This is a genomic window from Burkholderia sp. 3C (assembly GCF_054589155.1).
Genome location: NZ_BAAILN010000148.1, coordinates 1 through 21,814, shown reverse-complemented (window position 1 = coordinate 21,814; position 21,814 = coordinate 1). Strand labels below are relative to the sequence as shown.

General features: G+C 63.3%; 23 protein-coding genes. 13 read left to right on the top strand and 10 right to left on the bottom strand.

Translation table 11 applies throughout. From position 1 onward, the window contains the following. Positions 1–40 precede the first annotated feature (40 nt). From ACYP33_RS30305 to ACYP33_RS30260, 10 genes are all read left to right on the top strand, one after another. Entirely contained in the window at positions 41–703 is a 663-nt protein-coding gene (locus ACYP33_RS30305; protein ID WP_414451370.1) for an NADH-quinone oxidoreductase subunit J, read from the top strand. Between the two features lie 18 nt (positions 704–721). Beyond that, positions 722–1,033, top strand: a complete 312-nt coding sequence (gene nuoK, locus ACYP33_RS30300; RefSeq protein WP_206126132.1) for an NADH-quinone oxidoreductase subunit NuoK — start codon at positions 722–724, stop codon at positions 1,031–1,033. Positions 1,034–1,050: 17 nt separating this feature from the next. Continuing rightward, a complete protein-coding gene (gene nuoL / locus ACYP33_RS30295) occupies positions 1,051–3,093 on the top strand; it encodes an NADH-quinone oxidoreductase subunit L (protein ID WP_459624975.1) in 2,043 nt (680 codons plus the stop codon). Between the two features lie 21 nt (positions 3,094–3,114). Continuing rightward, on the top strand, positions 3,115–4,608 hold the full coding sequence (locus ACYP33_RS30290) for an NADH-quinone oxidoreductase subunit M (RefSeq protein WP_414442635.1): 1,494 nt from the start codon (positions 3,115–3,117) through the stop codon (positions 4,606–4,608). A gap of 24 nt (positions 4,609–4,632) precedes the next feature. Then, positions 4,633–6,105, top strand: coding sequence for an NADH-quinone oxidoreductase subunit NuoN (gene nuoN / locus ACYP33_RS30285; protein WP_414442634.1), 1,473 nt, complete (start codon positions 4,633–4,635; stop codon positions 6,103–6,105). Then, positions 6,106–6,405, top strand: a complete 300-nt coding sequence (locus tag ACYP33_RS30280; protein WP_459624972.1) for a DUF2818 family protein — start codon at positions 6,106–6,108, stop codon at positions 6,403–6,405. A 36-nt stretch (positions 6,406–6,441) separates the two neighbouring features. Continuing rightward, the gene (locus ACYP33_RS30275; protein ID WP_414451372.1) at positions 6,442–7,032 is read left to right on the top strand and encodes an NUDIX domain-containing protein; all 591 of its coding nucleotides are present in this window, start codon (positions 6,442–6,444) and stop codon (positions 7,030–7,032) included. A gap of 260 nt (positions 7,033–7,292) precedes the next feature. Further along, positions 7,293–7,721 carry a DUF1178 family protein gene (locus ACYP33_RS30270; RefSeq protein ID WP_414442631.1) on the top strand — a complete coding sequence of 143 codons (429 nt, stop codon included), beginning with the start codon at positions 7,293–7,295 and terminating at the stop codon, positions 7,719–7,721. A 269-nt stretch (positions 7,722–7,990) separates the two neighbouring features. Beyond that, on the top strand, positions 7,991–8,449 hold the full coding sequence (locus tag ACYP33_RS30265) for a MaoC family dehydratase (protein ID WP_414442630.1): 459 nt from the start codon (positions 7,991–7,993) through the stop codon (positions 8,447–8,449). Beyond that, on the top strand, positions 8,446–8,949 hold the full coding sequence (locus tag ACYP33_RS30260; protein WP_414451373.1) for a MaoC family dehydratase: 504 nt from the start codon (positions 8,446–8,448) through the stop codon (positions 8,947–8,949). The genes ACYP33_RS30265 and ACYP33_RS30260 overlap by 4 nt, the downstream gene beginning before the upstream one ends. 61 nt (positions 8,950–9,010) lie before the next feature. Here ACYP33_RS30260 and ACYP33_RS30255 read toward each other — a convergent pair whose 3' ends face one another. The 4 genes from ACYP33_RS30255 to ACYP33_RS30240 form a co-directional block, all read right to left on the bottom strand. Continuing rightward, positions 9,011–10,231, bottom strand: a complete 1,221-nt coding sequence (locus ACYP33_RS30255; protein WP_414451374.1) for an acyl-CoA dehydrogenase family protein — start codon at positions 10,229–10,231, stop codon at positions 9,011–9,013. Between the two features lie 91 nt (positions 10,232–10,322). Beyond that, positions 10,323–11,435: a phosphotransferase gene (locus ACYP33_RS30250; protein ID WP_459624969.1), complete on the bottom strand. Its 1,113-nt coding sequence runs from the start codon at positions 11,433–11,435 to the stop codon at positions 10,323–10,325. A gap of 25 nt (positions 11,436–11,460) precedes the next feature. Beyond that, a complete protein-coding gene (locus ACYP33_RS30245) occupies positions 11,461–12,180 on the bottom strand; it encodes a histidine phosphatase family protein (protein WP_459624967.1) in 720 nt (239 codons plus the stop codon). Between the two features lie 7 nt (positions 12,181–12,187). Then, the gene (locus tag ACYP33_RS30240; protein WP_459624966.1) at positions 12,188–12,979 is read right to left on the bottom strand and encodes an oxepin-CoA hydrolase, alternative type; all 792 of its coding nucleotides are present in this window, start codon (positions 12,977–12,979) and stop codon (positions 12,188–12,190) included. Between the two features lie 183 nt (positions 12,980–13,162). On the opposite strand from ACYP33_RS30240, the gene ACYP33_RS30235 reads away from it, so the two are divergent. Beyond that, on the top strand, positions 13,163–13,816 hold the full coding sequence (locus tag ACYP33_RS30235; RefSeq protein WP_414442624.1) for a glutathione S-transferase family protein: 654 nt from the start codon (positions 13,163–13,165) through the stop codon (positions 13,814–13,816). 11 nt (positions 13,817–13,827) lie between these two features. On the opposite strand, the gene ACYP33_RS30230 is transcribed toward ACYP33_RS30235, so the two are convergent. Together ACYP33_RS30230 and ACYP33_RS30225 are read right to left on the bottom strand one after the other, a co-directional pair. Continuing rightward, positions 13,828–15,000, bottom strand: a complete 1,173-nt coding sequence (locus ACYP33_RS30230) for a pyridoxal phosphate-dependent aminotransferase (protein ID WP_459624965.1) — start codon at positions 14,998–15,000, stop codon at positions 13,828–13,830. A gap of 72 nt (positions 15,001–15,072) precedes the next feature. Beyond that, positions 15,073–15,564, bottom strand: a complete 492-nt coding sequence (locus ACYP33_RS30225) for a putative toxin-antitoxin system toxin component, PIN family (RefSeq protein WP_459624964.1) — start codon at positions 15,562–15,564, stop codon at positions 15,073–15,075. Between the two features lie 57 nt (positions 15,565–15,621). Here ACYP33_RS30225 and yaaA point away from each other — a divergent pair, with 57 nt between their 5' ends. Both yaaA and ACYP33_RS30215 read left to right on the top strand, forming a co-directional pair. After that, a complete protein-coding gene (gene yaaA, locus ACYP33_RS30220; protein ID WP_414451381.1) occupies positions 15,622–16,404 on the top strand; it encodes a peroxide stress protein YaaA in 783 nt (260 codons plus the stop codon). Positions 16,405–16,473: 69 nt separating this feature from the next. Then, the gene (locus tag ACYP33_RS30215; protein WP_459624963.1) at positions 16,474–17,625 is read left to right on the top strand and encodes a M14 family metallopeptidase; all 1,152 of its coding nucleotides are present in this window, start codon (positions 16,474–16,476) and stop codon (positions 17,623–17,625) included. A gap of 97 nt (positions 17,626–17,722) precedes the next feature. Here ACYP33_RS30215 and ACYP33_RS30210 read toward each other — a convergent pair whose 3' ends face one another. From ACYP33_RS30210 to ACYP33_RS30195, 4 genes are all read right to left on the bottom strand, one after another. Further along, on the bottom strand, positions 17,723–18,343 hold the full coding sequence (locus tag ACYP33_RS30210) for a BspC domain-containing protein (protein ID WP_459624962.1): 621 nt from the start codon (positions 18,341–18,343) through the stop codon (positions 17,723–17,725). A gap of 160 nt (positions 18,344–18,503) precedes the next feature. Then, positions 18,504–19,178, bottom strand: coding sequence for an energy-coupling factor ABC transporter permease (locus ACYP33_RS30205; protein WP_414451384.1), 675 nt, complete (start codon positions 19,176–19,178; stop codon positions 18,504–18,506). Between the two features lie 60 nt (positions 19,179–19,238). Continuing rightward, a complete protein-coding gene (locus ACYP33_RS30200; protein WP_414451385.1) occupies positions 19,239–20,063 on the bottom strand; it encodes a LuxR C-terminal-related transcriptional regulator in 825 nt (274 codons plus the stop codon). 181 nt (positions 20,064–20,244) lie between these two features. After that, positions 20,245–21,462 carry a DUF2863 family protein gene (locus ACYP33_RS30195; protein ID WP_414451386.1) on the bottom strand — a complete coding sequence of 406 codons (1,218 nt, stop codon included), beginning with the start codon at positions 21,460–21,462 and terminating at the stop codon, positions 20,245–20,247. Between the last annotated feature and the right edge of the window lie 352 nt (positions 21,463–21,814).

Below are 21,814 nucleotides of genomic sequence, written 5' to 3'. Positions count from 1 at the left end.
AACCGTGCCTGACCAAGGCCTAAACGATGAACCGGTAACCATGGACTTCACGACCGTACTTTTCTACATCTTCTCGCTGCTGCTGGTGATCTCGGGGCTGAAGGTGATCACCGCGCGCAATCCGGTGGCTTCCGCGCTCTTCCTCGTTCTCGCGTTCTTCAACGCGGCAGCGATCTGGATGTTGCTCGAGGCCGAATTCCTCGCGATCCTGCTGGTGCTCGTCTATGTCGGCGCGGTGATGGTGCTGTTCCTGTTCGTGGTGATGATGCTCGACATCAACACCGACGTGCTGCGCCGCGACTTCCGCCGCTTCGTGCCGATGGCTTCGGTGGTGGGGGCGATCATCGTCGTCGAGACGGCGCTGATTCTCTGGCGCGGTTACGGCGCGACGTCGCAGCCGGTGCGCGACGTCGCCTCGGGCGCGCTCGCCAACATGTCGAACACGCGCCTGATCGGCAAGGTGATCTACACCGATTACATCTTCGCGTTCGAAATCGCGGGCCTCGTGCTGCTGGTGGCGATCATCGCCGCCGTGTCGCTGACGGCCAGTCGCGGCAAGGAACGCAAGCGCCAGCGCGTGTCCGATCAAGTGCGCGTGCGCCGCGAGGATCGCGTGCGCATCGTGAAGATGGCGGCCGAAGTTCCGCCGCCGCCGGAACCGGCAACCGCCGAGGCCGATCCCGCCGCGGCGCCCAAGAGCTGAGCGGAGGAGAACCGAATCATGTTGAACCTGACTCTTGCCCATTACCTGGTGCTCGGCGCGATCCTGTTCGCGATGAGCATCGTCGGCATCTTCCTGAATCGCCGCAACATCATCGTGATCCTGATGGCGATCGAACTGATGCTGCTCGCCGTCAATACGAACTTCGTCGCGTTCTCGCATTATCTGGGTGACGTGCACGGACAGATCTTCGTGTTCTTCGTGCTTACGGTTGCAGCAGCGGAAGCGGCAATCGGCCTCGCGATTCTAGTGACGCTGTTCCGCAAACTCGACACCATCAATGTCGAGGATCTCGACCAGCTCAAGGGCTAATTCCAGGCGAGTCTGCTATGTCGACCACACTCAATGAAACCACGCTGCTGGCGATTCCGCTGGCGCCGCTTGCCGGCTCGATCATCGCCGGCCTGTTCGGCAATATCGTCGGACGCAAGGGCGCGCATCGCGTGGCGATCCTCGGCGTCCTGATCTCGTTCATCCTGTCGGCCCTGGTGTTCCAGCAGGTGCTCGGCGGTGCGAGCTTCAACTCCACCGTCTACGAATGGATGCGGGTCGGCCCGCTCAAGCTCGAAGTCGGCTTCCTCGTCGATTCGCTGACCGCGATGATGATGATCGTCGTGACCTTCGTGTCGCTGATGGTGCACATCTACACGATCGGCTACATGCAGGAAGAAGACGGCTACCAGCGCTTCTTCTCGTATATCTCGTTATTCACGTTCTCGATGCTGATGCTCGTGATGAGCAACAACTTCCTGCAGCTGTTCTTCGGCTGGGAAGCGGTCGGCCTCGTGTCCTACCTGCTGATCGGGTTCTACTTCACGCGTGAAAGCGCGATCTACGCCAACATGAAGGCGTTCATCGTCAATCGCGTGGGCGACTTCGGGTTCCTGCTCGGCATCGGCCTGCTGCTCGCGTATGGCGGCTCGATGAACTACGGCGAAGTGTTCGCGAAGAGCAACGCGCTCGCGGCGATGCATTTCCCGGGCACCGATTGGGGCTTGCTGACGGTGGCCTGTATCTGCCTGTTCATCGGTGCGATGGGCAAGTCGGCGCAGTTCCCGCTGCACGTCTGGCTGCCGGATTCGATGGAAGGCCCGACGCCGATCTCGGCGCTGATTCACGCGGCCACCATGGTGACGGCCGGCGTATTCATGGTCACACGCATGTCGCCGCTGTTCGAACTGTCCGATGCGGCGCTGTCGTTCATTACGGTGATCGGCGCGATCACTGCGCTGTTCATGGGTTTCCTCGGCGTGATCCAGAACGACATCAAGCGTGTCGTGGCCTATTCGACGCTCTCGCAGCTCGGCTACATGACCGTCGCGCTGGGCGTGTCGGCCTATCCGGTCGCCGTGTTCCACCTGATGACGCACGCGTTCTTCAAGGCGCTGCTGTTCCTTGCCGCCGGCTCGGTCATCCTCGGCATGCATCACGATCAGGACATCCGCAACATGGGTGGCCTGCGCAAGTACATGCCGATCACCTGGATCACTTCGCTGGTGGGTTCGCTCGCGCTGATCGGCACGCCGTTCTTCTCGGGTTTCTATTCGAAGGATTCGATCATCGACGCGGTGAAGCTCTCCAACCTGCCGGGTTCGGGCTTTGCCTACTTCGCGGTGATCGCCAGCGTGTTCGTGACCGCGCTGTATTCGTTCCGCATGTATTTCCTCGTGTTCCACGGCGAAGAGCGCTTCCGCAAGCCGAAGCATCCCGATTCGCCGATGGGCCGGGCCGCCGCGCATGGGCATGACGCGCACGGTCACGACGATCATGCGCACGAGCCGCGCGAAAGCTCGTGGGTCGTTTGGGTGCCGCTGGTGCTGCTCGCCATTCCGTCGGTCGTGATTGGTGCATTCGCCGTCGGCCCGATGCTGTTCGGCGATTTCTTCCAGCACGGCGTTGCGTATGACAAGGTGATTTACATCGGTCAAAACCACCCGGCGCTTGCCGAGATGGCCGGTGAATTCCAGGGCTGGGCCGCGATGAGCCTGCATTCGGTGTCGGGCCTGCCGGTTTGGCTCGCACTGGCCGGCGTCGTCGTTGCCTGGTTCCTGTATGTGAAGCGCCCGGACCTTTCTGCGGCGATCCGCCGTGCGGCCGGTCCGATCTATACGCTGCTTGATAACAAATACTACATGGACAAGATCAACGAGATCGTGTTCGCCCGGGGCTCGGTCGCGGTTGGTCGGGGCTTGTGGAAAGAGGGCGATGTCGTTGTGATCGATGGAGTCGTCAACGGGAGCGCGCGCTTCGTGAACTGGTTCGCGGGCGTCATTCGCTTCCTGCAGTCCGGCTACATCTATCACTACGCGTTTGCGATGATCATCGGCATGTTGGGTCTCCTTACCCTGTTTGTTACGCTCGGCGGCAAATAAGAAAAGGAGAGGAACCCACTCATGCCCGCATTTCCGATTCTCAGTACCGCCATTTGGCTTCCGATCGTGTTTGGCCTGCTTATTCTGGCCGTGGGCACGGACCGGAAGCCCGGCGTGGCCCGTTGGGTCGCGCTGATCGGTTCGCTGCTCGGGTTTGCTGTCACGATTCCGCTCGTCACCGGTTTCGATCCCAGTACCGCTGCACTCCAGTTCGAGGAGAACGCGGTCTGGATAGAACGTTTCAATGTTTCTTATCACCTCGGCGTCGACGGCATTTCGATGTGGTTCGTCGTACTGACGGCGCTGATTACCGTCATCGTCGTTGTCGCCGGTTGGGAAGTCATCACCGAGAACGTCTCGCAGTATCTCGCCTCGTTCCTGATGCTGTCCGGCATCATGATCGGCGTGTTCACGGCGGCTGACGGCCTGCTGTTTTACGTGTTCTTCGAGGCCACGCTGATTCCGATGTACATCATCATCGGCGTCTGGGGCGGCCCGAACCGCGTCTATGCGGCCTTCAAGTTCTTCCTGTATACGCTGGCCGGTTCTCTGCTGATGCTGGTTGCGCTGATCTACCTGTACCGCGAGACGCATACCTTCGATCTCGCGGCCTGGCAAAGCGCGAAGCTTGCGATGACGCCGCAGTTGTTATTGTTCGCCGCGTTCTTCCTGGCGTTCGCCGTGAAGGTGCCGATGTGGCCCGTTCACACCTGGCTGCCCGATGCGCACGTCGAGGCGCCCACGGGCGGTTCGGTGGTGCTGGCGGCGATCATGCTGAAGCTCGGCGCCTACGGCTTCCTGCGTTTTTCGTTGCCGGTCACGCCCGACGCGGCGCACTATCTGGCCCCGGTCGTGATCGCGCTGTCGCTCGTCGCGGTGATCTATATCGGGCTGGTCGCGATGGTGCAGACCGACATGAAGAAGCTCGTCGCGTATTCGTCGATCGCGCACATGGGCTTCGTCACGCTCGGTTTCTTCATCTTCAGCCAGCTCGGCATCGAGGGCGCGATCGTGCAGATGATCTCGCACGGTTTCGTGTCCGGCGCGATGTTCCTTTGCATCGGCGTGTTGTACGATCGCCTGCATACGCGCAATATCGCGGATTACGGCGGTGTCGTGAATGTCATGCCCAAGTTCGCGACCTTCGCGCTGCTGTTCGCCATGGCGAATTGCGGGCTGCCGGGTACCTCGGGCTTCGTCGGCGAGTTCATGGTGATACTCGCTTCGGTGAAGTTCAATTTCTGGATCGCGTTCGGCGCGGGCTTCACGCTGATTCTCGGCGCGGGCTACACGCTGTGGATGTATAAACGCGTCTATTTCGGCAAGGTGGTCAACGAGAAGGTAACGACGCTGAAGGATATCGGCGCGCGTGAATTCTCGATGCTCGCCGTGCTGGCCGCGTTCACGCTGTTGATGGGTCTGTATCCGAAGCCCTTCACCGACGTGATGCACGTTTCCGTAGAAAATCTCCTCTCTCACGTTGCGCAATCCAAGCTGCCGCTGGCCCAGCAGTAAGTGTGGGCGGAGGAACCCAAGACCATGCAAAACGCACCTATGAATGTCCTGTTGCCCGACGCGCTCGTGATGTTCGCCATCATCGTGGCGTGGCTGAATGACACCATCTCCGGCGAGCCCGGCCGCCGTCTCACGTATCTGATCGCGGTCGTCTCGTCCGTTGTCGCCGGTGTGTGGTTTGCTGTCCAGGCCCTCGATCCGCACCAGTACTACTTTTTCTCGCGAATGATCGTGGTGGATTCGTTCGCCAGCGTGATGAAGTCGGCCGTGTCGTTCGGCTACGCTGCCTCAATGATCTACTCGCGCCGCTATCTGGCCGATCGCGACCTGTTCCGCGGCGACGTGTTCCTGCTGGGCATGTTCTCGTTGCTCGGCCAGCTCGTGATGATCTCGGGCAACAACTTCCTGACGCTGTATCTCGGCCTGGAACTGATGTCGCTCTCGCTCTACGCGATGATCGCGCTGCGCCGCGATGGCGAGCAGTCGAGCGAAGCTGCCATGAAGTACTACGTGCTCGGCGCGCTGGCCTCGGGTTTCGTGCTGTACGGCATCTCGATGGTGTACGGCGCGACCGGCTCGCTCGAGTTGCATGACGTGCTGAACGCCGTGGCGTCGGGCCGCATCAACGACATCGTGTTGCTGTTCGGTGTGGTCTTCATCGTGGCCGGCGTGGCGTTCAAGCTGGGCGCGGTGCCGTTCCATATGTGGGTGCCCGACGTGTACCACGGTGCGCCGACGGCCATGTCGCTGCTGACCGGCGGTGGCCCGAAGGTGGCGGCGTTCGCCTGGGGCCTGCGCCTGCTCGTGATGGGCCTGCTGCCGCTGGCCGCCGATTGGCAGCAGATGCTGGTGATTCTCGCCGCGCTGTCGCTGATCGTCGGCAACATCACCGGTATCGTCCAGCGCAACGTCAAGCGCATGCTGGCGTATTCGGCGATCTCGAACATGGGCTTCGTGCTGCTCGGCCTGCTCTCGGGCGTCGTGAAGGGCAGCCCTGCGTTCACGGCCACGGCCTACAGCTCGGCGATGTTCTACTCGATCGTGTATCTGATCACGACGCTCGGCGCGTTCGGCATCGTCATGCTGCTGGCCCGCCGCGATTTCGAGGCCGAAACGCTTGACGACTTCAAGGGCCTGAACAAGCGCAGCCCGGTGTTCGCGTTCGTCATGATGGTCATGATGTTCTCGCTGGCCGGCATTCCGCCGACGGTGGGCTTTTACGCCAAGCTGGCCGTGCTCGAAGCGACGATCAATGCCGGCCTGACCTGGCTTGCGATCCTCGGTGTCATCAGTTCGTTGTTCGGCGCGTTCTACTATCTGCGTATCGTGAAGCTGATGTACTTCGATGCGCCGCAGGACACGAACCCGATCATGAGCGATGCGACGAACCGCGCCGTGCTGCTGTTCAATGGCGTTGCCGTGGTCGTGCTCGGTCTTGTGCCGGGCCGGCTGATGGAAGTCTGCCTGCAAGCCATCAGCCATACGCTGCCCCTGTAAATGTCGGCAGCAGGCTGGTTCATCGTATTGTTGGCGCTCGCGGGCGCCAACCTGCCGTTCGTGAATCAACGGGTGTTCGCGTTCATTCCGGCCGGCAGTGCGCCGCGCAAGAACGGCTGGCTGCGAATCGCCGAGATGATCGTGCTGTATTTCGTGGTCGGCCTGCTCGGTTTCTGGCTTGAATCGCGAGTCGGCAACCGCTTCGAACAGGGCTGGCAGTTCTACGCCATCACGTTCAGCCTGTTCGTGGTGTTCGCGTTCCCCGGCTTCACGTTCCAATATCTCGTCAAACGACGCTGACGGTTGCGGCCGTCGCGTCCAACCCTGGAGCCGACGATGGCCGAATTACCGAATCACGATGACAAACTGATCGAAGTTTGCGTCGACAGCGAATCCATTCTCGACGGCCATTTCCTGAAAGTGAAACGCGATACTGTGCGGCTGCCTGACGGCAAGCACGCGGTGCGCGAGTACATCCGCCATCCGGGCGCGGTGATGGTGATCCCGCTGTTCGACGACGGCCGCGTGTTGATGGAAAGCCAGTTCCGCTATCCGATCGGCAAGGTCATGGCCGAATTTCCTGCCGGCAAGCTCGATCCGCAAGAAGGGCCATTGGCTTGCGCGATCCGCGAGCTGCGTGAGGAAACCGGCTATTCCGCGCGCGAATACGTTTATCTGACACGTATTCACCCGATCATTTCCTATTCCACCGAGTTCATCGACATCTACCTCGCCAAGGGCCTGACGGCCGGCGAGCGCCAGCTCGACGAAGGCGAATTTCTCGAAACGTTCACGGCCACGGTGCCTGAACTGCTCGAGTGGATCCGCACGGGCAAGATCAGCGACGTGAAGACGATCATCGGCACCATGTGGCTTGAAAAGGCGCTGTCCGGCACCTGGCCGCTCGGCACGCCCGAGCAGGGCTGACCTACGCTGTTCGCGCCGTCTTCCGCGCCAGAGCGACGAGGAAGATGGCCGTGCCAGCTTGCCCGGCGGCAAGTGCATCGATAGGCCGCCGCGGCCTCCATCCCTGTCTCGCCATTTTTCGCGCCGGCCTCGGCGGCGAATTTCGTCGCAGGCTACAATCCAGCCACGCCGGATCTTCCCCGGCAGCCCCGACCGTGATTTAGCACGATCGTTCTTTCCTTCCAGATTGCGCGTACACTCGCGAAACGCCCCGATTCAGCATGAAGGTCCTCGATTTACAGTGCACGCACGGCCATCGTTTCGAAGGCTGGTTTGCGTCCGCCGACGATTTCGAATCTCAACTGTCCCGCAAGCTGGTCGAATGCCCGGTGTGTGGGGCGACCGAGATCAACCGGATGCCGTCGGCGCCGCGTTTGAATTTGTCCGGCGCGACGCAAGGCAAATCGCAGGCGGCCGATCCGCAGCAGATGCAGGCGCAGTTGATGCGCACGCTGCGCGAGGTGCTGGAGAAGACCGAGAACGTGGGCGAGCGCTTCGCCGAGGAAGCGCGGCGCATCCATTACAACGAAGCCCCCGCGCGCAACATCCGCGGGGTGACCTCGCCCGAGGATGCCCGCGCACTCGTCGAAGAAGGCATCGAGGTGATGTCGCTGCCGGTGCCGGCCGCCCTGAAAGAGCCATTGCAATGATCCGATCCTGATCAGCGCGTGTCTTTCGGGCACAGCCCAAGGCCAGCGGCCAGGAGACACGATATGGATCCGGATGATGTTCTGTCGGCGGCGCGTCCTGCGTTGCCGCTTCAATGCAGCGTGAGGCCCATCGGCCGCGCGCGTCGCCTCACACGCTTTCCCTCCGCACTTTCACGACCCGAGCCGACGATGCACGGCGTTGCTGCACGGCTTGGAATTCGATACGACGATGCGGCCCGAAGCCGCGCAACCCGACAGGAGATATCAGCATGACGTTCGGTTATGAAGACCTGGAAGTCGGCACGTTGACCGAGATAGGCAAACACACGTTCACGCCGGAAGAAATCATCGATTTCGCGCAGCGTTTCGATCCACAGCCGTTCCATCTCGATGAAGCGGCAGGCAAGGCCTCGCCGTTCGGCGGTTTGGTGGCGAGTGGTTGGCACACCTGCTCGGTGTTCATGGGCATGCTGGTGCGCAACGTGCTGCATGATTCGACCAGCATGGGATCGCCCGGCATCGAGGAGATTCGCTGGATCAAGCCGGTGCGGGCCGGCGCGACGATCACGATGCAGCAGCGCGTTCTCGACAAGCGGCTGTCGGCGAGCCGTCCGGATCGCGGCATCGCGACGACCGAATGGATCGGCACCGATGAGCAAGGCGAAACCGTGATCACGGTGCGCTCGAAGATCATTTTCGGGCTGCGCAACCCGCAGGCGGCGGTATGAGCGGCGCGCCCGAAACGAAGCCCGAATTGAATCCGGAGCGGCCGCGCATTGCGTCGATCGAGGCGCTGCGCGCACTGGTCGGCGCGGATGGCTTCGCGAGCCGCTGGATCACCGTTGATCAGGAGCGCGTGAACCGTTTCGCCGACGCAACTGACGATCATCAATGGATCCACGTCGACCCCGAGCGGGCCTCGCGCGAATCGCCGTTCGGTGCGCCGATCGCGCATGGCTTCCTGACGCTGTCGTTGATTCCGTCGCTGATGACCGATGCGATCGAATTCGAGCAGCGCATGGGCGTGAACTACGGGCTGAACCGTGTGCGTTTCCTGCGGCCGGTGCCGGTGGGCGCGAAAGTGCGCGGCCTGTTCTCGGTCAAGACGGCAACCGACAGCAAGCAGGGCGGCCTGCAATGCGCGTGGTCGGTGGCGGTGCAGGTGGATTCGACCGGCGAACCGGCGCTGGCCTGCGCGGCCGAATTCATCACCCTGCATCTGTTCTGATGGCGGGATGAATGGCAACGCGCGCCCGGCCGGCGCGCGTTCGTGATGCCCATTTCGCTGCCTACGCCGTTGTGTAGCGCGCCAGTTCGAGCTTCGCGATGGCGTTGCGATGCACTTCGTCCGGGCCGTCGGCAAAGCGCAGCGTGCGCGCCGACGCATAGGCATAGGCGAGCGGAAAATCGTCGCTGACCCCGCCGCCGCCGTGGGCCTGAATCGCCCAGTCGATGACCTGGCACGCCATGTTCGGCGCCACCACCTTGATCATTGCGATCTCGCGACGCGCGGCCTTGTTGCCGGCGCGGTCCATCTTCCAGGCGGCATTCAAGGTCAGCAGCCGCGCCTGATCGATCAGGCAGCGCGCCTCGGCGATGCGCTCCTGCGTGACCGTCTGCTCGGCGACCGGCTTGCCGAACGCCACGCGTGCCAAGACCCGCCGGCACATCAGTTCGAGCGCGCGTTCGGCCAGGCCGATCAGGCGCATGCAGTGGTGGATTCGGCCCGGCCCGAGACGGCCCTGCGCGATCTCGAAGCCGCGGCCCTCGCCGAGCAGCAGGTTGGCGGCCGGTACGCGCACGTTGTCGAGCGTGATTTCCATATGGCCGTGCGGTGCGTCGTCGTAGCCGAACACGGTCAGCGGCCGATGCACGGTCACGCCGGGCGCGTCCGACGGCACGAGGATCATCGACTGCTGGGCATGGCGAGGCGCATCGGGATCGGTCTTGCCCATCACGATGTAGAGCTTGCAGCGCGGATCGCCCGCGCCCGACGACCACCATTTGTGGCCGTTGACGATATACGCGTCGCCGTCGCGTTCGATACGCGTGCGGATATTGGTCGCGTCCGACGACGCCACTTCCGGCTCGGTCATCAGGAACGCCGAACGGATCGTGCCGTCGAGCAGCGGGTCCAGCCACATCCGTTTCTGCTCGTCGGTGGCGTAGCGCTCGAGGGTTTCCATGTTGCCGGTGTCGGGCGCGTTGCAGTTGAACACCTCGGGCGACCACGGCACGCGGCCCATGATTTCGCACAGCGGCGCGTAGTCGAGATTCGACAGGCCCGCGCCGCGGTCGGATGCCGACAGGAACAGGTTCCAGAGGCCGGCCGCTCGCGCTTCGTTCTTCAGCGTGTCGAGCAGGCTCACAGGCTGCCAAGCGTTGCCGTCGTGCCGGTTGCGCGCGATTTCGTCCTGGAAGGCGCGTTCGTTCGGGTAGATATGGCTATCGAAGAAGGCGAGCAACCGCTCGCGCAGTACGTCGACCGTCGGGGAGTCATCGAAATCCATCGCAACCTCGCTGGAGTGGGACGTTCATCTGCATCGGAGCGGGCAATCGGAAGCGGGTGAAACGGGGTGATACGTCAGGAGAGAGCACGGTTCAGTGCACACGCTGTGCGTAGCGCCAGGCCAGTTCTGCCATCGGCCGGGCCTGCCGGCCGGCATCGAGGGCGCGTGCGCTCGACGCGGTGCCGTCGGCTACGCGCTTCATGATCCCCTGCAGGATCGCGGCGATCCGGAACATGTTGTAGGCCAGGTAGAAGTGCCAGTCGCCATCGATCGCGAAGCCGGTGCGTTCGACGTAGCGGGCGATCGTATGCCGTTCGTCGGGAATGCCGAGCGCCGCCCAGTCGAGCCCGGCGATTCCGCGGAAGCGGCCCGGCTCGTTGTGCCACGTCATGCAGTGATAGGCGAAATCGGCAAGCGGATTGCCGAGCGTCGACAGTTCCCAATCGAGCACGGCGAGCACGCGCGACGCGTCGGGCGCGAAGATCAGGTTGTCGAGCCGGAAATCGCCATGGACGATCGCGCTGCGCTCCTGCCCGGCATCGGTGGCCGGGATATGTTGCGGCAGCCAGTCGATCAGGCGGTGCATCGCTTCGATCGGCTCGGTTTCGGTGGCGGCGTACTGCTTGCTCCAGCGCGCAATCTGCCGTGCGAAATAGTTGCCGGGCTTGCCGTAATCGCCGAGGCCGAGCGCTTGCGGATCGAGCGCGTGCAGCGTGGCGATCACGCGGTTCATCTCGTCGTAGTGGGCCGCGCGGTCGGCCTGCGTCATGCCCGGCAGCGACGGATTCCACAGCACGCGGCCTTCGACGCAACTCATCACGTAGAACGCGCGACCGATGACCGATTCGTCCTCGCAGAGCGCGAGCATCTGCGGCACCGGCACATCGGTATTGGCGAGGGCCGCCATCACGCGGTATTCGCGGTCGATCGCATGTGCGGACGGCAGCAGTTTGGCGGCCGGCGCCGGTTTCGCACGCAGCACGTAGCGGCGTGCCGGCGTCACGAGCCGATACGTGGGGTTCGACTGGCCGCCGCGGAACTGCTCGATCGTCAGTGGGCCGGCGTAGCCGTCGAGATGGCCGGCGAGCCAGGCGTCGAGCGTGGCGAGATCGATGCGATGCGCCGCGCCGACGGGCATCGTGCCCTCGAAGGCGGAATAGTCGTTCGGGTCCGGATTCGCTTCCGGTTGCTGCGCTTGCGTCATCCTTTCCTCCGGGGCGCGGGCGGGCTCAGTGGGCCGCGTTCGCCAGGGTGAACTGGTGGTATAGCACTTCCATCGTGGTATTGCGGGCGTCGCGATGCAGGGCGTCGGGCGGCGTGTAGTTGATCTGGCGGATCACCCAGTCGTGCGCGTGCTCGCCGACGTCGAGCACGTTGATGCAGGCGGTGGACTGCGCGAAGCGGCCGATGAAGAGCCGCTGCTCGGGCAGCATCGCATGCGAGAGCAGGGCGCAATTGACACCGCCATGCAGTACCAGCAAGGCCGTGTCCCAGCCCGGGTCGGCGCGCAGCGCGGCCAGCGCCGGCAACACGCGGTCGAGCAATTCCCCGATCGTTTCGCCGCCGAGAAACGCGATGTGCTCGGGCACGACGCCGTCGAGCGCGTCGATGAAGGCGGCTTGCACCTCTTCGGCGGGCACGTCGGCCAGATGGCCGCCGCGAATCTCGCGCCAGGCCGGTTGGATCTCGATCTCGATGGCTTGCCCCGTTTCTTCCAGCACCCGCGATGCCGTTTCGACAGTGCGCTTCAGGCCGCTCGTGATGACGCGATCGAAGCGGATCGATTGTGCGGCGAACGCCCGCCCCGCCGCGCGCGCCTGCGTGCGGCCGTGGTCGTTGAGCGGGACGGTATCGGGATCGATCGGTTGTTGCGTGCTATCGAAATAGGTCACGTCGCCGTGACGCATCAGATAGATACGGCGGCGTTTCGGCAGGATGTATTGGGTCATGGTGGAATCAGCGGTGATAGACGGGCGGCCGTTTCTCGAGAAAGGCCGTGATGCCTTCAAGCGCATCCGCGTGGCGCAGCGACGCGACGAACTGATCACGCTCGGCCACCAGATGCGCGGCCAGCGTGTGCCCGGGCGCATCGGCCAGGAGTGCCTTGATGCGCGCCACGGCGTTCGGCGAAACGCGGCCGAGTTCGTCGGCCCAGGCGATGGCGTCGCCGAGCGCCGAACCGGCACGCGCGATGCGGTTGACGACGCCGAGATCATGCAGCCGTTTCGCTGCGACGGGCTTGCCCTCGATCAGGATTTCCGTGGCCAGCGGGCGCGGCAAGGCGCGCGCCAGGAACCACGAGCCGCCGCCGTCCGGTGTCAGACCCACGCGGGCGTACGACATGACGAACTTCGCGTCGTCGGCGGCCACGATCAGGTCGCAGGCCAGCGTCAACGAAAAACCGGCGCCGGCCGCGGCGCCTTCCACGGCCGCGATGACGGGCTTGGTTGCCGTCTGGATCGCGGTGATCCATTCGCCGAGCAGATCGATGCTGTCGGCTTGTACGGTCGGGTCCTTCGCGCGGTTTTCGAGCAATCGATTCAGGTTGCCGCCCGCGCAGAAGAAGCGGTCCGCGCCGGTCAGCACAACGGCGCGGATCGACGGATCGCGCTCGGCGGTATTCATCGCTTCGAGGCCGGCCGCGTACATGTCGGGATGCAGGGCGTTGCGCGCACCGGGGTTGGAGAGCGTCAGGACGAGTGTCGATTCGCTTTCGACGGGGCGGGATGCGAGCAGTTCGGCGCTCATGCGGGGTGTCTCCTGGAAGGCTGTCTCATGGCCGGCGCGGCGGCGGGTCGGCGCCGTGCGCCCGGTCGTTGGTTCTGCGAAGTGCTTTAGACTAGCACGCACGTGCTATTCGGCACGGCATGACGGGCTGCCGGCATCGCGAGCCGGCCCGCGTTTCGACCCAGCCAGGACAGGAGAACGACGATGCTGCAGTTGTGTGGTTTGCCGGTATCGAATTACTACAACAAGGTGAAGCTCGTGATGCTCGATCACGAGATCCCGTTCGACGAGCAGCTTTTTTCCTTGCCGCTGCGCGATGCCGATGCACTGGCCGCGTCGCCGTTCGGCAAGGTGCCGTTTCTGCGCACCGAGCAGGGCGCGTTGTCGGAATCGCAGGCGATCGTCGATTATCTGGCGGCGCGCTTTCCCGACAAAGGACTTTACCCGGCCGATCCGTTCGAGGCTGCGAAGGTACGCGAGCTGACGATCTTCATCGAGCTGTATCTCGAATGGGTGGTGCGCGATCTGTATCCGCAGGCGTTCTACGGCCGTGTCGTCAACGACGACCTCCTTCATCAGGCCGAGGCGCGCCTGAGTCGTGCGCTGGCGGTGCTGCGGCAGATGACGCAGTTCGCGCCCTACGTGTTCGGCGAAACGTACGGGATGGCCGACGTGGCCGCCTATATTCACCTGCCGCTGGTCGGGCTGGCGACCAAGGCCGTGTACGGGCGCGATTTCGTCGTCGAGGCGGGCATCGACTGGAAGGCGTACACGAAGCTGATTGGCGAGCGGCCCGCGGCCCGGCGCGTGAGCGCGGACCGCAAGGCCTACCTGGAGGCGGCGGCCGTCAAGCGTTGAGGGGTTCGGGATCAGAGCCTGGACAGGCGCTCGAGTGCGGTGGCGAGCGTGTCTTCGCGCTTGGCGAAGCAGAAGCGCACCACGCCCGATTCGTGCGGCTCGTGATAGAACGCCGACACGGGGATCGCCGCGACGCCGATCTCCGTCGTCAGCCATTGGGCGAATTCGGCTTCGGGCAGATCGCTGATCGCCGAGTAGTCGACGCACTGGAAGTAGGTGCCCGTGCACGGCAGCAGCTTGAAGCGCGTCGATGCCAGCCCGGCGCGGAACAGGTCGCGCTTCTTCTGGTAGAACGCCGGCAGCGTGAGGTACGGCGCCGGGTCGCGCAGATAAGCCGCCAGGCCGACCTGCATCGGCGTATTGACCGTGAACACGTTGAACTGATGGACCTTGCGGAATTCGGCCATCAGCGGCGCCGGCGCGGCTACGTAGCCGACTTTCCAGCCCGTGACGTGATAGGTCTTGCCGAAGCTCGACACGATGAAGCTGCGCGCGGCCAGCTCCGGGTAGCGCGCAACGCTTTCGTGCCGCGCGCCGTCGTACACCATGTGCTCGTACACCTCGTCGGACACGATCAGCACCTCGGTGCCGCGCACGATGGCTTCGAGCTGGCGCATGTCCGATTCGCGCCAGACCGTGCCGGTCGGGTTGTGCGGCGTGTTGATCAGGATCAGGCGCGTTTTCGGCGTGACGGCCGCGGCCAGCTTGTCGAACGGGATCGCGTAATCGGGCGCGTCGAGCGTGACGAACACCGGCTTGCCGCCCGCCAGTTCGATCGAAGGCAGGTAGCTGTCGTAGGTCGGCTCGACCACGATCACCTCGTCGCCCGGGTGCACGGCGCAGAGGATCGCGGTGAGCAGCGCCTGGGTCGCGCCGGCCGTCACGGTGATTTCGGTGGCCGGGTCGTAGCGCCGGCCGTAGATCTGCTCGATCTTGTCGGCGATCGCTTCGCGCAGCGGGGCCACGCCCGTCATCGGCGGGTATTGGTTGTGGCCGTCGCGCATGGCATTGGCCACCGCGTCGACGATCTTCGGGTCGCAGTCGAAATCGGGAAAGCCCTGGCCGAGATTCACCGCGCCTTTTTCCGTGGCAAGCGCACTCATGACGGTGAAGATCGTGGTGCCGACCTGCGGCAGGCGGGAAACGACGGCAGGCGTGACGGGCGTGGCGGACGGTGCGTTCATCGTGTGTCGGGCGTTCGGTTCGATTCGTTGAAAGGGCGGCGGTGGTTCGTGTTCCGGTGCGGCGGCGCGCCGTCAGGCGGGCGCCGGTTCGGTTGGCATCAGCCCGCACGCGACGACGAACGGTGCCGGCTGCAGAATCCGGAACCCGAAATCGCGTTCGGTGCGGCGCGACAGCTTCAGCAAGTCGCGATCCTTGGAGACGAGCCAGTCGGCTTCGACGGCGCGCGCGAGATCGAGAAATTTCTGATCGTCGCGATCGCGGCATTTCGGCAACGGCAGTGCGTCGTCGGGCAGGGGCGCCGAGGTGTCGACCTGCTGCGTGAGCCGCACGACGACGGCCAGGGCGGCGGGCTTGTCGATCTGGCGTGGCGCGAACTGCGGATAATCGAGCACGCGTTCGAGTTCCCTCAGGCAGCGCGCATCGATCAGCGCGACCAGCGTGCCGTTTTCGAGGGCAGTGCGGATAGGGCGCGTGGCCGGGTCGTCGAACACGAGGATATCGATCCAGACATTCGAGTCGAGCACGACGCGGCGCCCGTCTCGCGGAGCGTTGGGGCTGGGCATTCGTTACAATCGGTGATTTTTGTCTGACGGCACCTTAGCGCGTGCCGGCGAGCCTCCATGATAATCGTTCTCTCCCCCGCGAAATCGCTCGATTACGAGACCCCGCCCCATATCCCGACGCATACGCTGCCCGATTTCGTCGACGAGGCGGCCCAGTTGATCGATGGATTGCGAAAATTGTCGCCTCAGCAGATTGCCTCGCTGATGGACATTTCGGACCCGCTCGCTCACCTCAATTTCCAGCGTTACGCCGACTGGTCTCGCCAGTTCACGACCGACAACGCCAAGCAGGCGGTGCTCGCGTTCAACGGCGACGTGTACGAGGGGTTCAACGCGCGCTCGCTGTCGGCCGCCGATCTGGATTACGCGCAGCAGCACGTGCGTGTGCTGTCCGGGCTGTACGGCCTGCTGCGTCCGCTCGATCTGCTGCAGCCGTACCGGCTCGAAATGGGCACGCGTTTCGAAAACCCGCGCGGCAAGGATCTCTACGCGTTCTGGGGCGAGCGCATCACGCGCGCGCTGAACACTCAGCTCGCCGCGCGCACCGCCGATTCGCGCGTGCTCGTGAACTGCGCTTCGACCGAGTACTTCAAGTCGGTCAAGCCGAAGCTGCTCGACGCGCCGATCATCACGCCCGTGTTCGAAGATTGGAAGGGCGGCCGCTACAAGATCATCAGCTTCCATGCCAAGCGGGCGCGCGGCCTGATGGCGCGTTACGCGGTCACGAACCGGATCGCCTCGGCCGAGCGGCTGCGCGATTTCGCAGAGGAAGGCTATGCGTTCGAAGCGTCCGCGTCGAACGATTCCACTTATGTGTTCCGTCGCCGGCTTGACGCGTGATCCACGCGGCGGCCGTCGCGGATTGAATTTTCACGGGGCCTCACGAGGGCGCCGCTTCCAGGAGACAAGATGACGCTGTCGATTTCCACCCAGTTCGACGCCGGCGCGATCGATGTCGTGTCGTGCGACAGCCCCGACGCGATCCGCCTGCGCATTCGCAGCGACAATCAGTCGGCGTTCGCGCAGTGGTTCTATTTCCGCCTGTCGGGCGCGCGAGGCGAGCGTTGCGTGATGCGTTTCGAGAACGCGCACGAGAGCGCCTACCCGGCCGGCTGGCGTGGCTACCGCGCGGTCGCGAGCTATGACCGCGTGAACTGGTTCCGTGTACCGACCGAGTTCGACGGCACCGTGATGACGATCGATCACACCCCCGATTTCGACAGCATCTACTACGCGTACTTCGAGCCGTACGGCGAGGAGCGCCATGCCGAGTTCCTCGGCGCGGTGCAGCAGATGCCGCAGGCCAACGTGGTCGATCTCGGCCGTACCGTGGAAGGCCGGCCGATGTCGCTGCTGGTGCTGGGCACGCCCGACGAAACGGGCGCGAAGAAGAAAGTCTGGATCATCGCGCGCCAGCATCCCGGCGAATCGATGGCCGAGTGGTTTGTCGAGGGGCTCGTCAAGCGCCTGGCCGGCTGGGGCGACTGGGCCGGCGACGCGGTGGCGCGCAAGCTCTACGATCACGCGACGTTTTACATCGTCTCGAACATGAACCCGGACGGCAGCGTGCATGGCAACCTGCGCACCAATGCCGTTGGCGCCAACCTGAATCGCGAGTGGATGGAACCCGATGCGGCGCGCAGCCCCGAGGTGCTGGTGGTGCGCGATGCGATTCACGGGATCGGCTGCGACATGTTCTTCGATATCCACGGCGACGAGGATCTGCCCTACGTGTTCGTGGCCGGTTCGGAGATGCTGCCGGGCTTCACCGATCGCCAGCGCGAGGAGCAGGACGCGTTCATCGCGGCATTCAAGCAGGCGAGCCCGGATTTTCAAGATGAATATGGCTATCCGGCCAGCAAGTATCGCGAGGATGCGTTGAAGCTGGCGTCGAAGTATATCGGCCACGCATTCGGCTGCCTGTCACTGACGCTCGAAATGCCGTTCAAGGACAACGCCAATCTGCCTGACGAGCGCGTGGGTTGGAACGGTGAGCGAAGTGCCTCGCTGGGTGCCGCCATGCTGCTGCCGATTCTCAATCACGTGCAGCGTTTCGCTTGATCGATCGGGCGTGCTGAAAGCAAAAGGCCGGAATGTCAAAACATTCCGGCCTTTTCGTTTGCTGAACCGGGCCTGCGCCGCTGCGGCGCGCACCGGCTTATTTCTTCGACGCGGGCTTCTTCTTCACGACCTTCTTCGAGCTTGCCGATTTCTTGACCGTGCCGCCCTTGTGCGTGGATTTGCTGCCGGCCTTGGCTTTCGTCTTCGACTTGACGTGCCGGCCGTGGACGACGCGCTTCGACGAACTCGTGCGCTCGACGCGCGGCTTGGCGGGCGGAACCGGATCGTTCCAGCCGAATGCAAGCATCTGGCTGCCCACATAGCCGCAGCGGAACTTCAGCGTGGAGGGATCGCCGCCGTTCTGCGGAATGCCGAGCCCTTCGATGGTCACGATATTGTCGACCTTCACACGTTGCTTGCCTTCGTCGAACGAATCGTTCCACGGCGTAACGGTAGCGTTGTTGCTGTCGAAGGCGCTGGGCGGAAATTCGACGTGATCGAATGCCGACGAGGTGCTGGCGATAAAGTTGCCGTGCGCGGCGCAATCGGCGACGAGCGGATCGGCGTGCATCTCGGTGATGTACTTGTTGATCAGTTCGGTGCGCTGATCGAGCAGATCGGCATAGGCGGGGGCGGAAAGCGCAAGCGACAGGCCTGCGACACAGGCTGCCAGCTTGCCGAACACGCCAAAAAGACGCTGGGCGGGGAAGCTGTCCATCAGGAATTTGAGAGTGCGGAGTGAAGACACCGGGCACGTAAGATGCCCGGCGAAGAACAAGAGTTCAATCTTAGCGCAATTTTTTTGACATGCCGCGATCCATTCGAGGGTGAAGGCGAAATGTCATGAAGCGGAAATGTGGCGGTGCGGTGGGCAGACGTCAGGCTCTCGGGCCGCCGAGCCGGTAACGGCGCACATCGAACGTGGTGACCCATTCGGGCTTGTAGATTGCGATCAGGGCGGTGGCCATGCCGGTGAACCAGGCTTCGCCGAGTGCAAGCAGCACGGTGTTCAGGCCGTAGCCTGCCGGCATCACGAGTGTCGATCCATCAGCCAGCCCGATCTGCACGCCGGCTGCGGCTGCCGCCACGGCAATGATCGTCACGGCCGGTGCGACGAAGCCCTGCCCGACGATGAAGGTGAGCAGGTTGTGCGGCAACCAGGCCGTCGCTGCACGCTGCATCAGCGTGGACACGGCAACCGGAAGTGCGCCATAGACGAGATAGGTGATGCCGATGCCTTGCCAGGTTGCATCGAAGACGACGGCGGCGATGCCGGTGACCGCGCTCATGGCGACCAGCGCGAGTGTCCAGTCAAACAACGTGGCGATCAACGTCGCGCCAAGCAGATGCATGACCAGACCGTCGTCGAGCCATGCATTCGATGCCCACAGCACGGTAATGGTGGCGATCAAGGCGCACCAGACGTGTTGCAGCGTTGGATCCTTCAGGCGATGGAACGGACGTTTCCACAGCGCGAGCGCGAGCAGCACCCCGGCAGCGATCCAGCCACCGGCAGCGACCCAAAGCGGAAGCGGCGTGTACAGGAAACCCATGGTTTTAATATTACTCGTTGAAGCTAAAAAATGGGAACCGATTCGACGTCCGTCCGGCCGTCAGGTGTTGCGTTTCAGCGTCGTCGGTGCGGATTCGGCCGCCATTGGCATCGGTGCATGCGGGCCCTCGCAGGCGCTCATTGGATACTTTTTGCCACGCAACGGAATGACCCCTGGTGCGCCGAGCACCGGCCGCGGAAAGCCTTGTGGCTGGGTGGTCAGTACTTCGAGATGTGGCGGTAGCCAGCCATTGTAGATGGCGACGGCAGCGGCGCGGTTCGCCGCACCGAGCTGTTGGAAAATACTGGCCAGGTGAATCTTGACCGTGCCCTCGCTGATGCCGAGCGTGCGTGCAATCATTTTGTTGGTATTGCCCATATGGACGAAGCGCATGATCTGCGCTTGTCGCGGAGACAGCGTGCCGACCGTTGGCCTGCGACGTAGCGGGATGCGGTTGACGATGTGTGCGGTGCGGGCACCGTCGACCTGCGTTTCGATCAGATCAAGCGCGCCGGGCGGGACGTAGTAACCGCCGAGCAGCACCATTTCAAACGCACGTATCACGAGATGCGAACCCATGTTGCGCGGCACGATGCCTTGTGCACCCGTGGCGAATTGCTGCCGCGCTTCTTCGCGCGAGGTGGCATCGATCAGTACGGCCACCGGTGTGGGTGCGCAGGCGTCGCAGAGCGCGCGAAGATCGTCGAGTCGCAGGCCCTTCGGTGCATCCACGACGATCAGGTCGAAGCTGCCCTGCTTGACCAGGCGCATCGCTTGCCGCCAATCCCTTGCATCGCTGCAACCGCTGCGCCGATCGATCTGACGTAACAGTGCCTTCAAGCCATCGCGGCGTTCCGCATCCGGACTCAACACCATGAATCTCATCTCTGCCTCCTTGTTCGCGTTATTGATGGATGACGATGTAGCGTCCCGGCCATGATGACAAAACGCCTGGGTCGTGTCGGCCTAGCTGAAAGTCATAGGAAGAATCGCAAGTATGTGAAAAAAAAGAGCCGCCTAGTCGGCGGCTCTTTGTCACGGCGAAGTACGGCCGAGGGTCGACGGCTCAGTGGAAGTGCGGCTGTGCCGGCGATGCATCTTCCGGCATTTCTGCGTGGACAATTTCGCCAAGCGGGTCGGCATAGAGCGGAACGCCGCAGTCGTCGCAGTATTCCGGTTCGAAGCGGCCGGCATGGCGGCGGATGTCGGTCACGCCCGTTTCCTTGAGCAGCGAGACGATTTCCTCGAGCGGGCCGTCGATTGGCGTGTCCGCGTCGATCATCGTGTCTTCGGCCGCGACATCACCGTTCTCGCGTCCGTAGAGCGGCCACACGACGCCGTAGATCACGTCGTTGCTGCCGCGGCGGGTGAAGCCGATTCGATATTCGTCAATGCGTCGCTCGCCGAACCCTGCAACCACTGCGCGCAGCTCTTGCGGTGCCGCACCGATCGTATCGAACAGATAGCGGGTCGCCGTGCGCACGGTGTGTGGGCGAACGCGTTCGTCGGCGTCGCGGCAGGCCGAGTAATAGGCATCCGGCAGCAGGCACTCGAATTCGCAGCCCGGCAACGCGACGGACAGATTGGCGCCGCCCTGGCCCGTCCATTGTTCGAGACACTGGCCGCGCTCGATACGCGCGCCCTGATCTTCTTCCTGCCAGCGGAACATGGCCGAACCGGCCGGCGCGGCCACGACGGCGAGCAGGAAGCGCGGATCGGCGAGGATCGGGGATGTCTCGGGCAGGTCGCCAAAGTTGATGCGCGGCGTTTGGCCGCCCAATGCGGCTTGCGCCAACTGCTGCGTGAGGCGGTAGGCCTCGACGTGATGGCGCGGCAACTGGTCGATGCTGTAGAGGAACGGCGCGAGCGCCACGTGCGTCTGTTCGGCCAGTACATGTGCTTGCAGATGCGTGTGCAGCACATCAGCGATTTCCGTCTTGAGCGGGCCGGACGGAATCATGTAGCGCGTCCAGGCGAGAATCGGTATCGCGACGAGCAGGGCTTCGTGCGTTTGTCCTTCGTGCTCGAGCAGCAGCGATTCGCTATGCGTCTCGGCCATGTCGGCGAGTGCGCCGTAGGCGTCTGCATGGTTCTGTTGCAGATGGTCGAGCGCCGCGTCAAGGGTCGTCTGATTGCCGTTGCGGATCACCTTCGTGAGCAGCGCGTCGAGCTTCGCTTCCCAGAACCGATCTTCGACGCGACTGCCGGACGCGAACAGCGCGAGCGACAAGCCGACCAGTTTGTCGGCATCGGGGGGAAGGCGTTTGGCGGTTCGCTGGCGCATAGATCTCGATCAATATTAGAGTGGGTGCGATGAACCTGCCATTTTAGTCCGTTCCTGGCGGATGCTGCGGTTCACACCAACGAGCGTGCGTCCTGGCGCAAGCGAGATCGATCTCGGCGACTGAAAGGAGGAGGTATGCGAAAAAAATGCTCGAACCCTCTTGCATGATCGGGAAAGCTTGCTTAGAATTCGGCCTCTCTCGCGATGACGGAAACGCAGAACGGGAGGAGAAGCCAGGCAGGACAAGGAGAGCGCCGAAATTTGGGCCGCTTCTTTGAACTGGTGAAGAACTCGATCGATGCAGTCTGTTGATCGAAGCGCTGAAAAAAGTAGTTGACGCGCTTCAAAATGT

Excerpts from the sequence above, each read along its gene's own strand:
- ACYP33_RS30305 (WP_414451370.1), top strand. The coding sequence starts at position 41 with ATGGACTTCACGACCGTACTTTTCTACATCTTCTCGCTGCTGCTGGTG.
- nuoK (WP_206126132.1), top strand. The coding sequence starts at position 722 with ATGTTGAACCTGACTCTTGCCCATTACCTGGTGCTCGGCGCGATCCTG.
- nuoL (WP_459624975.1), top strand. The coding sequence starts at position 1,051 with ATGTCGACCACACTCAATGAAACCACGCTGCTGGCGATTCCGCTGGCG.
- ACYP33_RS30290 (WP_414442635.1), top strand. The coding sequence starts at position 3,115 with ATGCCCGCATTTCCGATTCTCAGTACCGCCATTTGGCTTCCGATCGTG.
- nuoN (WP_414442634.1), top strand. The coding sequence starts at position 4,633 with ATGCAAAACGCACCTATGAATGTCCTGTTGCCCGACGCGCTCGTGATG.
- ACYP33_RS30280 (WP_459624972.1), top strand. The coding sequence starts at position 6,106 with ATGTCGGCAGCAGGCTGGTTCATCGTATTGTTGGCGCTCGCGGGCGCC.
- ACYP33_RS30275 (WP_414451372.1), top strand. The coding sequence starts at position 6,442 with ATGGCCGAATTACCGAATCACGATGACAAACTGATCGAAGTTTGCGTC.
- ACYP33_RS30270 (WP_414442631.1), top strand. The coding sequence starts at position 7,293 with ATGAAGGTCCTCGATTTACAGTGCACGCACGGCCATCGTTTCGAAGGC.
- ACYP33_RS30265 (WP_414442630.1), top strand. The coding sequence starts at position 7,991 with ATGACGTTCGGTTATGAAGACCTGGAAGTCGGCACGTTGACCGAGATA.
- ACYP33_RS30260 (WP_414451373.1), top strand. The coding sequence starts at position 8,446 with ATGAGCGGCGCGCCCGAAACGAAGCCCGAATTGAATCCGGAGCGGCCG.
- ACYP33_RS30255 (WP_414451374.1), bottom strand. The coding sequence starts at position 10,231 with ATGGATTTCGATGACTCCCCGACGGTCGACGTACTGCGCGAGCGGTTG.
- ACYP33_RS30250 (WP_459624969.1), bottom strand. The coding sequence starts at position 11,435 with ATGACGCAAGCGCAGCAACCGGAAGCGAATCCGGACCCGAACGACTAT.
- ACYP33_RS30245 (WP_459624967.1), bottom strand. The coding sequence starts at position 12,180 with ATGACCCAATACATCCTGCCGAAACGCCGCCGTATCTATCTGATGCGT.
- ACYP33_RS30240 (WP_459624966.1), bottom strand. The coding sequence starts at position 12,979 with ATGAGCGCCGAACTGCTCGCATCCCGCCCCGTCGAAAGCGAATCGACA.
- ACYP33_RS30235 (WP_414442624.1), top strand. The coding sequence starts at position 13,163 with ATGCTGCAGTTGTGTGGTTTGCCGGTATCGAATTACTACAACAAGGTG.
- ACYP33_RS30230 (WP_459624965.1), bottom strand. The coding sequence starts at position 15,000 with ATGAACGCACCGTCCGCCACGCCCGTCACGCCTGCCGTCGTTTCCCGC.
- ACYP33_RS30225 (WP_459624964.1), bottom strand. The coding sequence starts at position 15,564 with ATGCCCAGCCCCAACGCTCCGCGAGACGGGCGCCGCGTCGTGCTCGAC.
- yaaA (WP_414451381.1), top strand. The coding sequence starts at position 15,622 with ATGATAATCGTTCTCTCCCCCGCGAAATCGCTCGATTACGAGACCCCG.
- ACYP33_RS30215 (WP_459624963.1), top strand. The coding sequence starts at position 16,474 with ATGACGCTGTCGATTTCCACCCAGTTCGACGCCGGCGCGATCGATGTC.
- ACYP33_RS30210 (WP_459624962.1), bottom strand. The coding sequence starts at position 18,343 with ATGGACAGCTTCCCCGCCCAGCGTCTTTTTGGCGTGTTCGGCAAGCTG.
- ACYP33_RS30205 (WP_414451384.1), bottom strand. The coding sequence starts at position 19,178 with ATGGGTTTCCTGTACACGCCGCTTCCGCTTTGGGTCGCTGCCGGTGGC.
- ACYP33_RS30200 (WP_414451385.1), bottom strand. The coding sequence starts at position 20,063 with ATGAGATTCATGGTGTTGAGTCCGGATGCGGAACGCCGCGATGGCTTG.
- ACYP33_RS30195 (WP_414451386.1), bottom strand. The coding sequence starts at position 21,462 with ATGCGCCAGCGAACCGCCAAACGCCTTCCCCCCGATGCCGACAAACTG.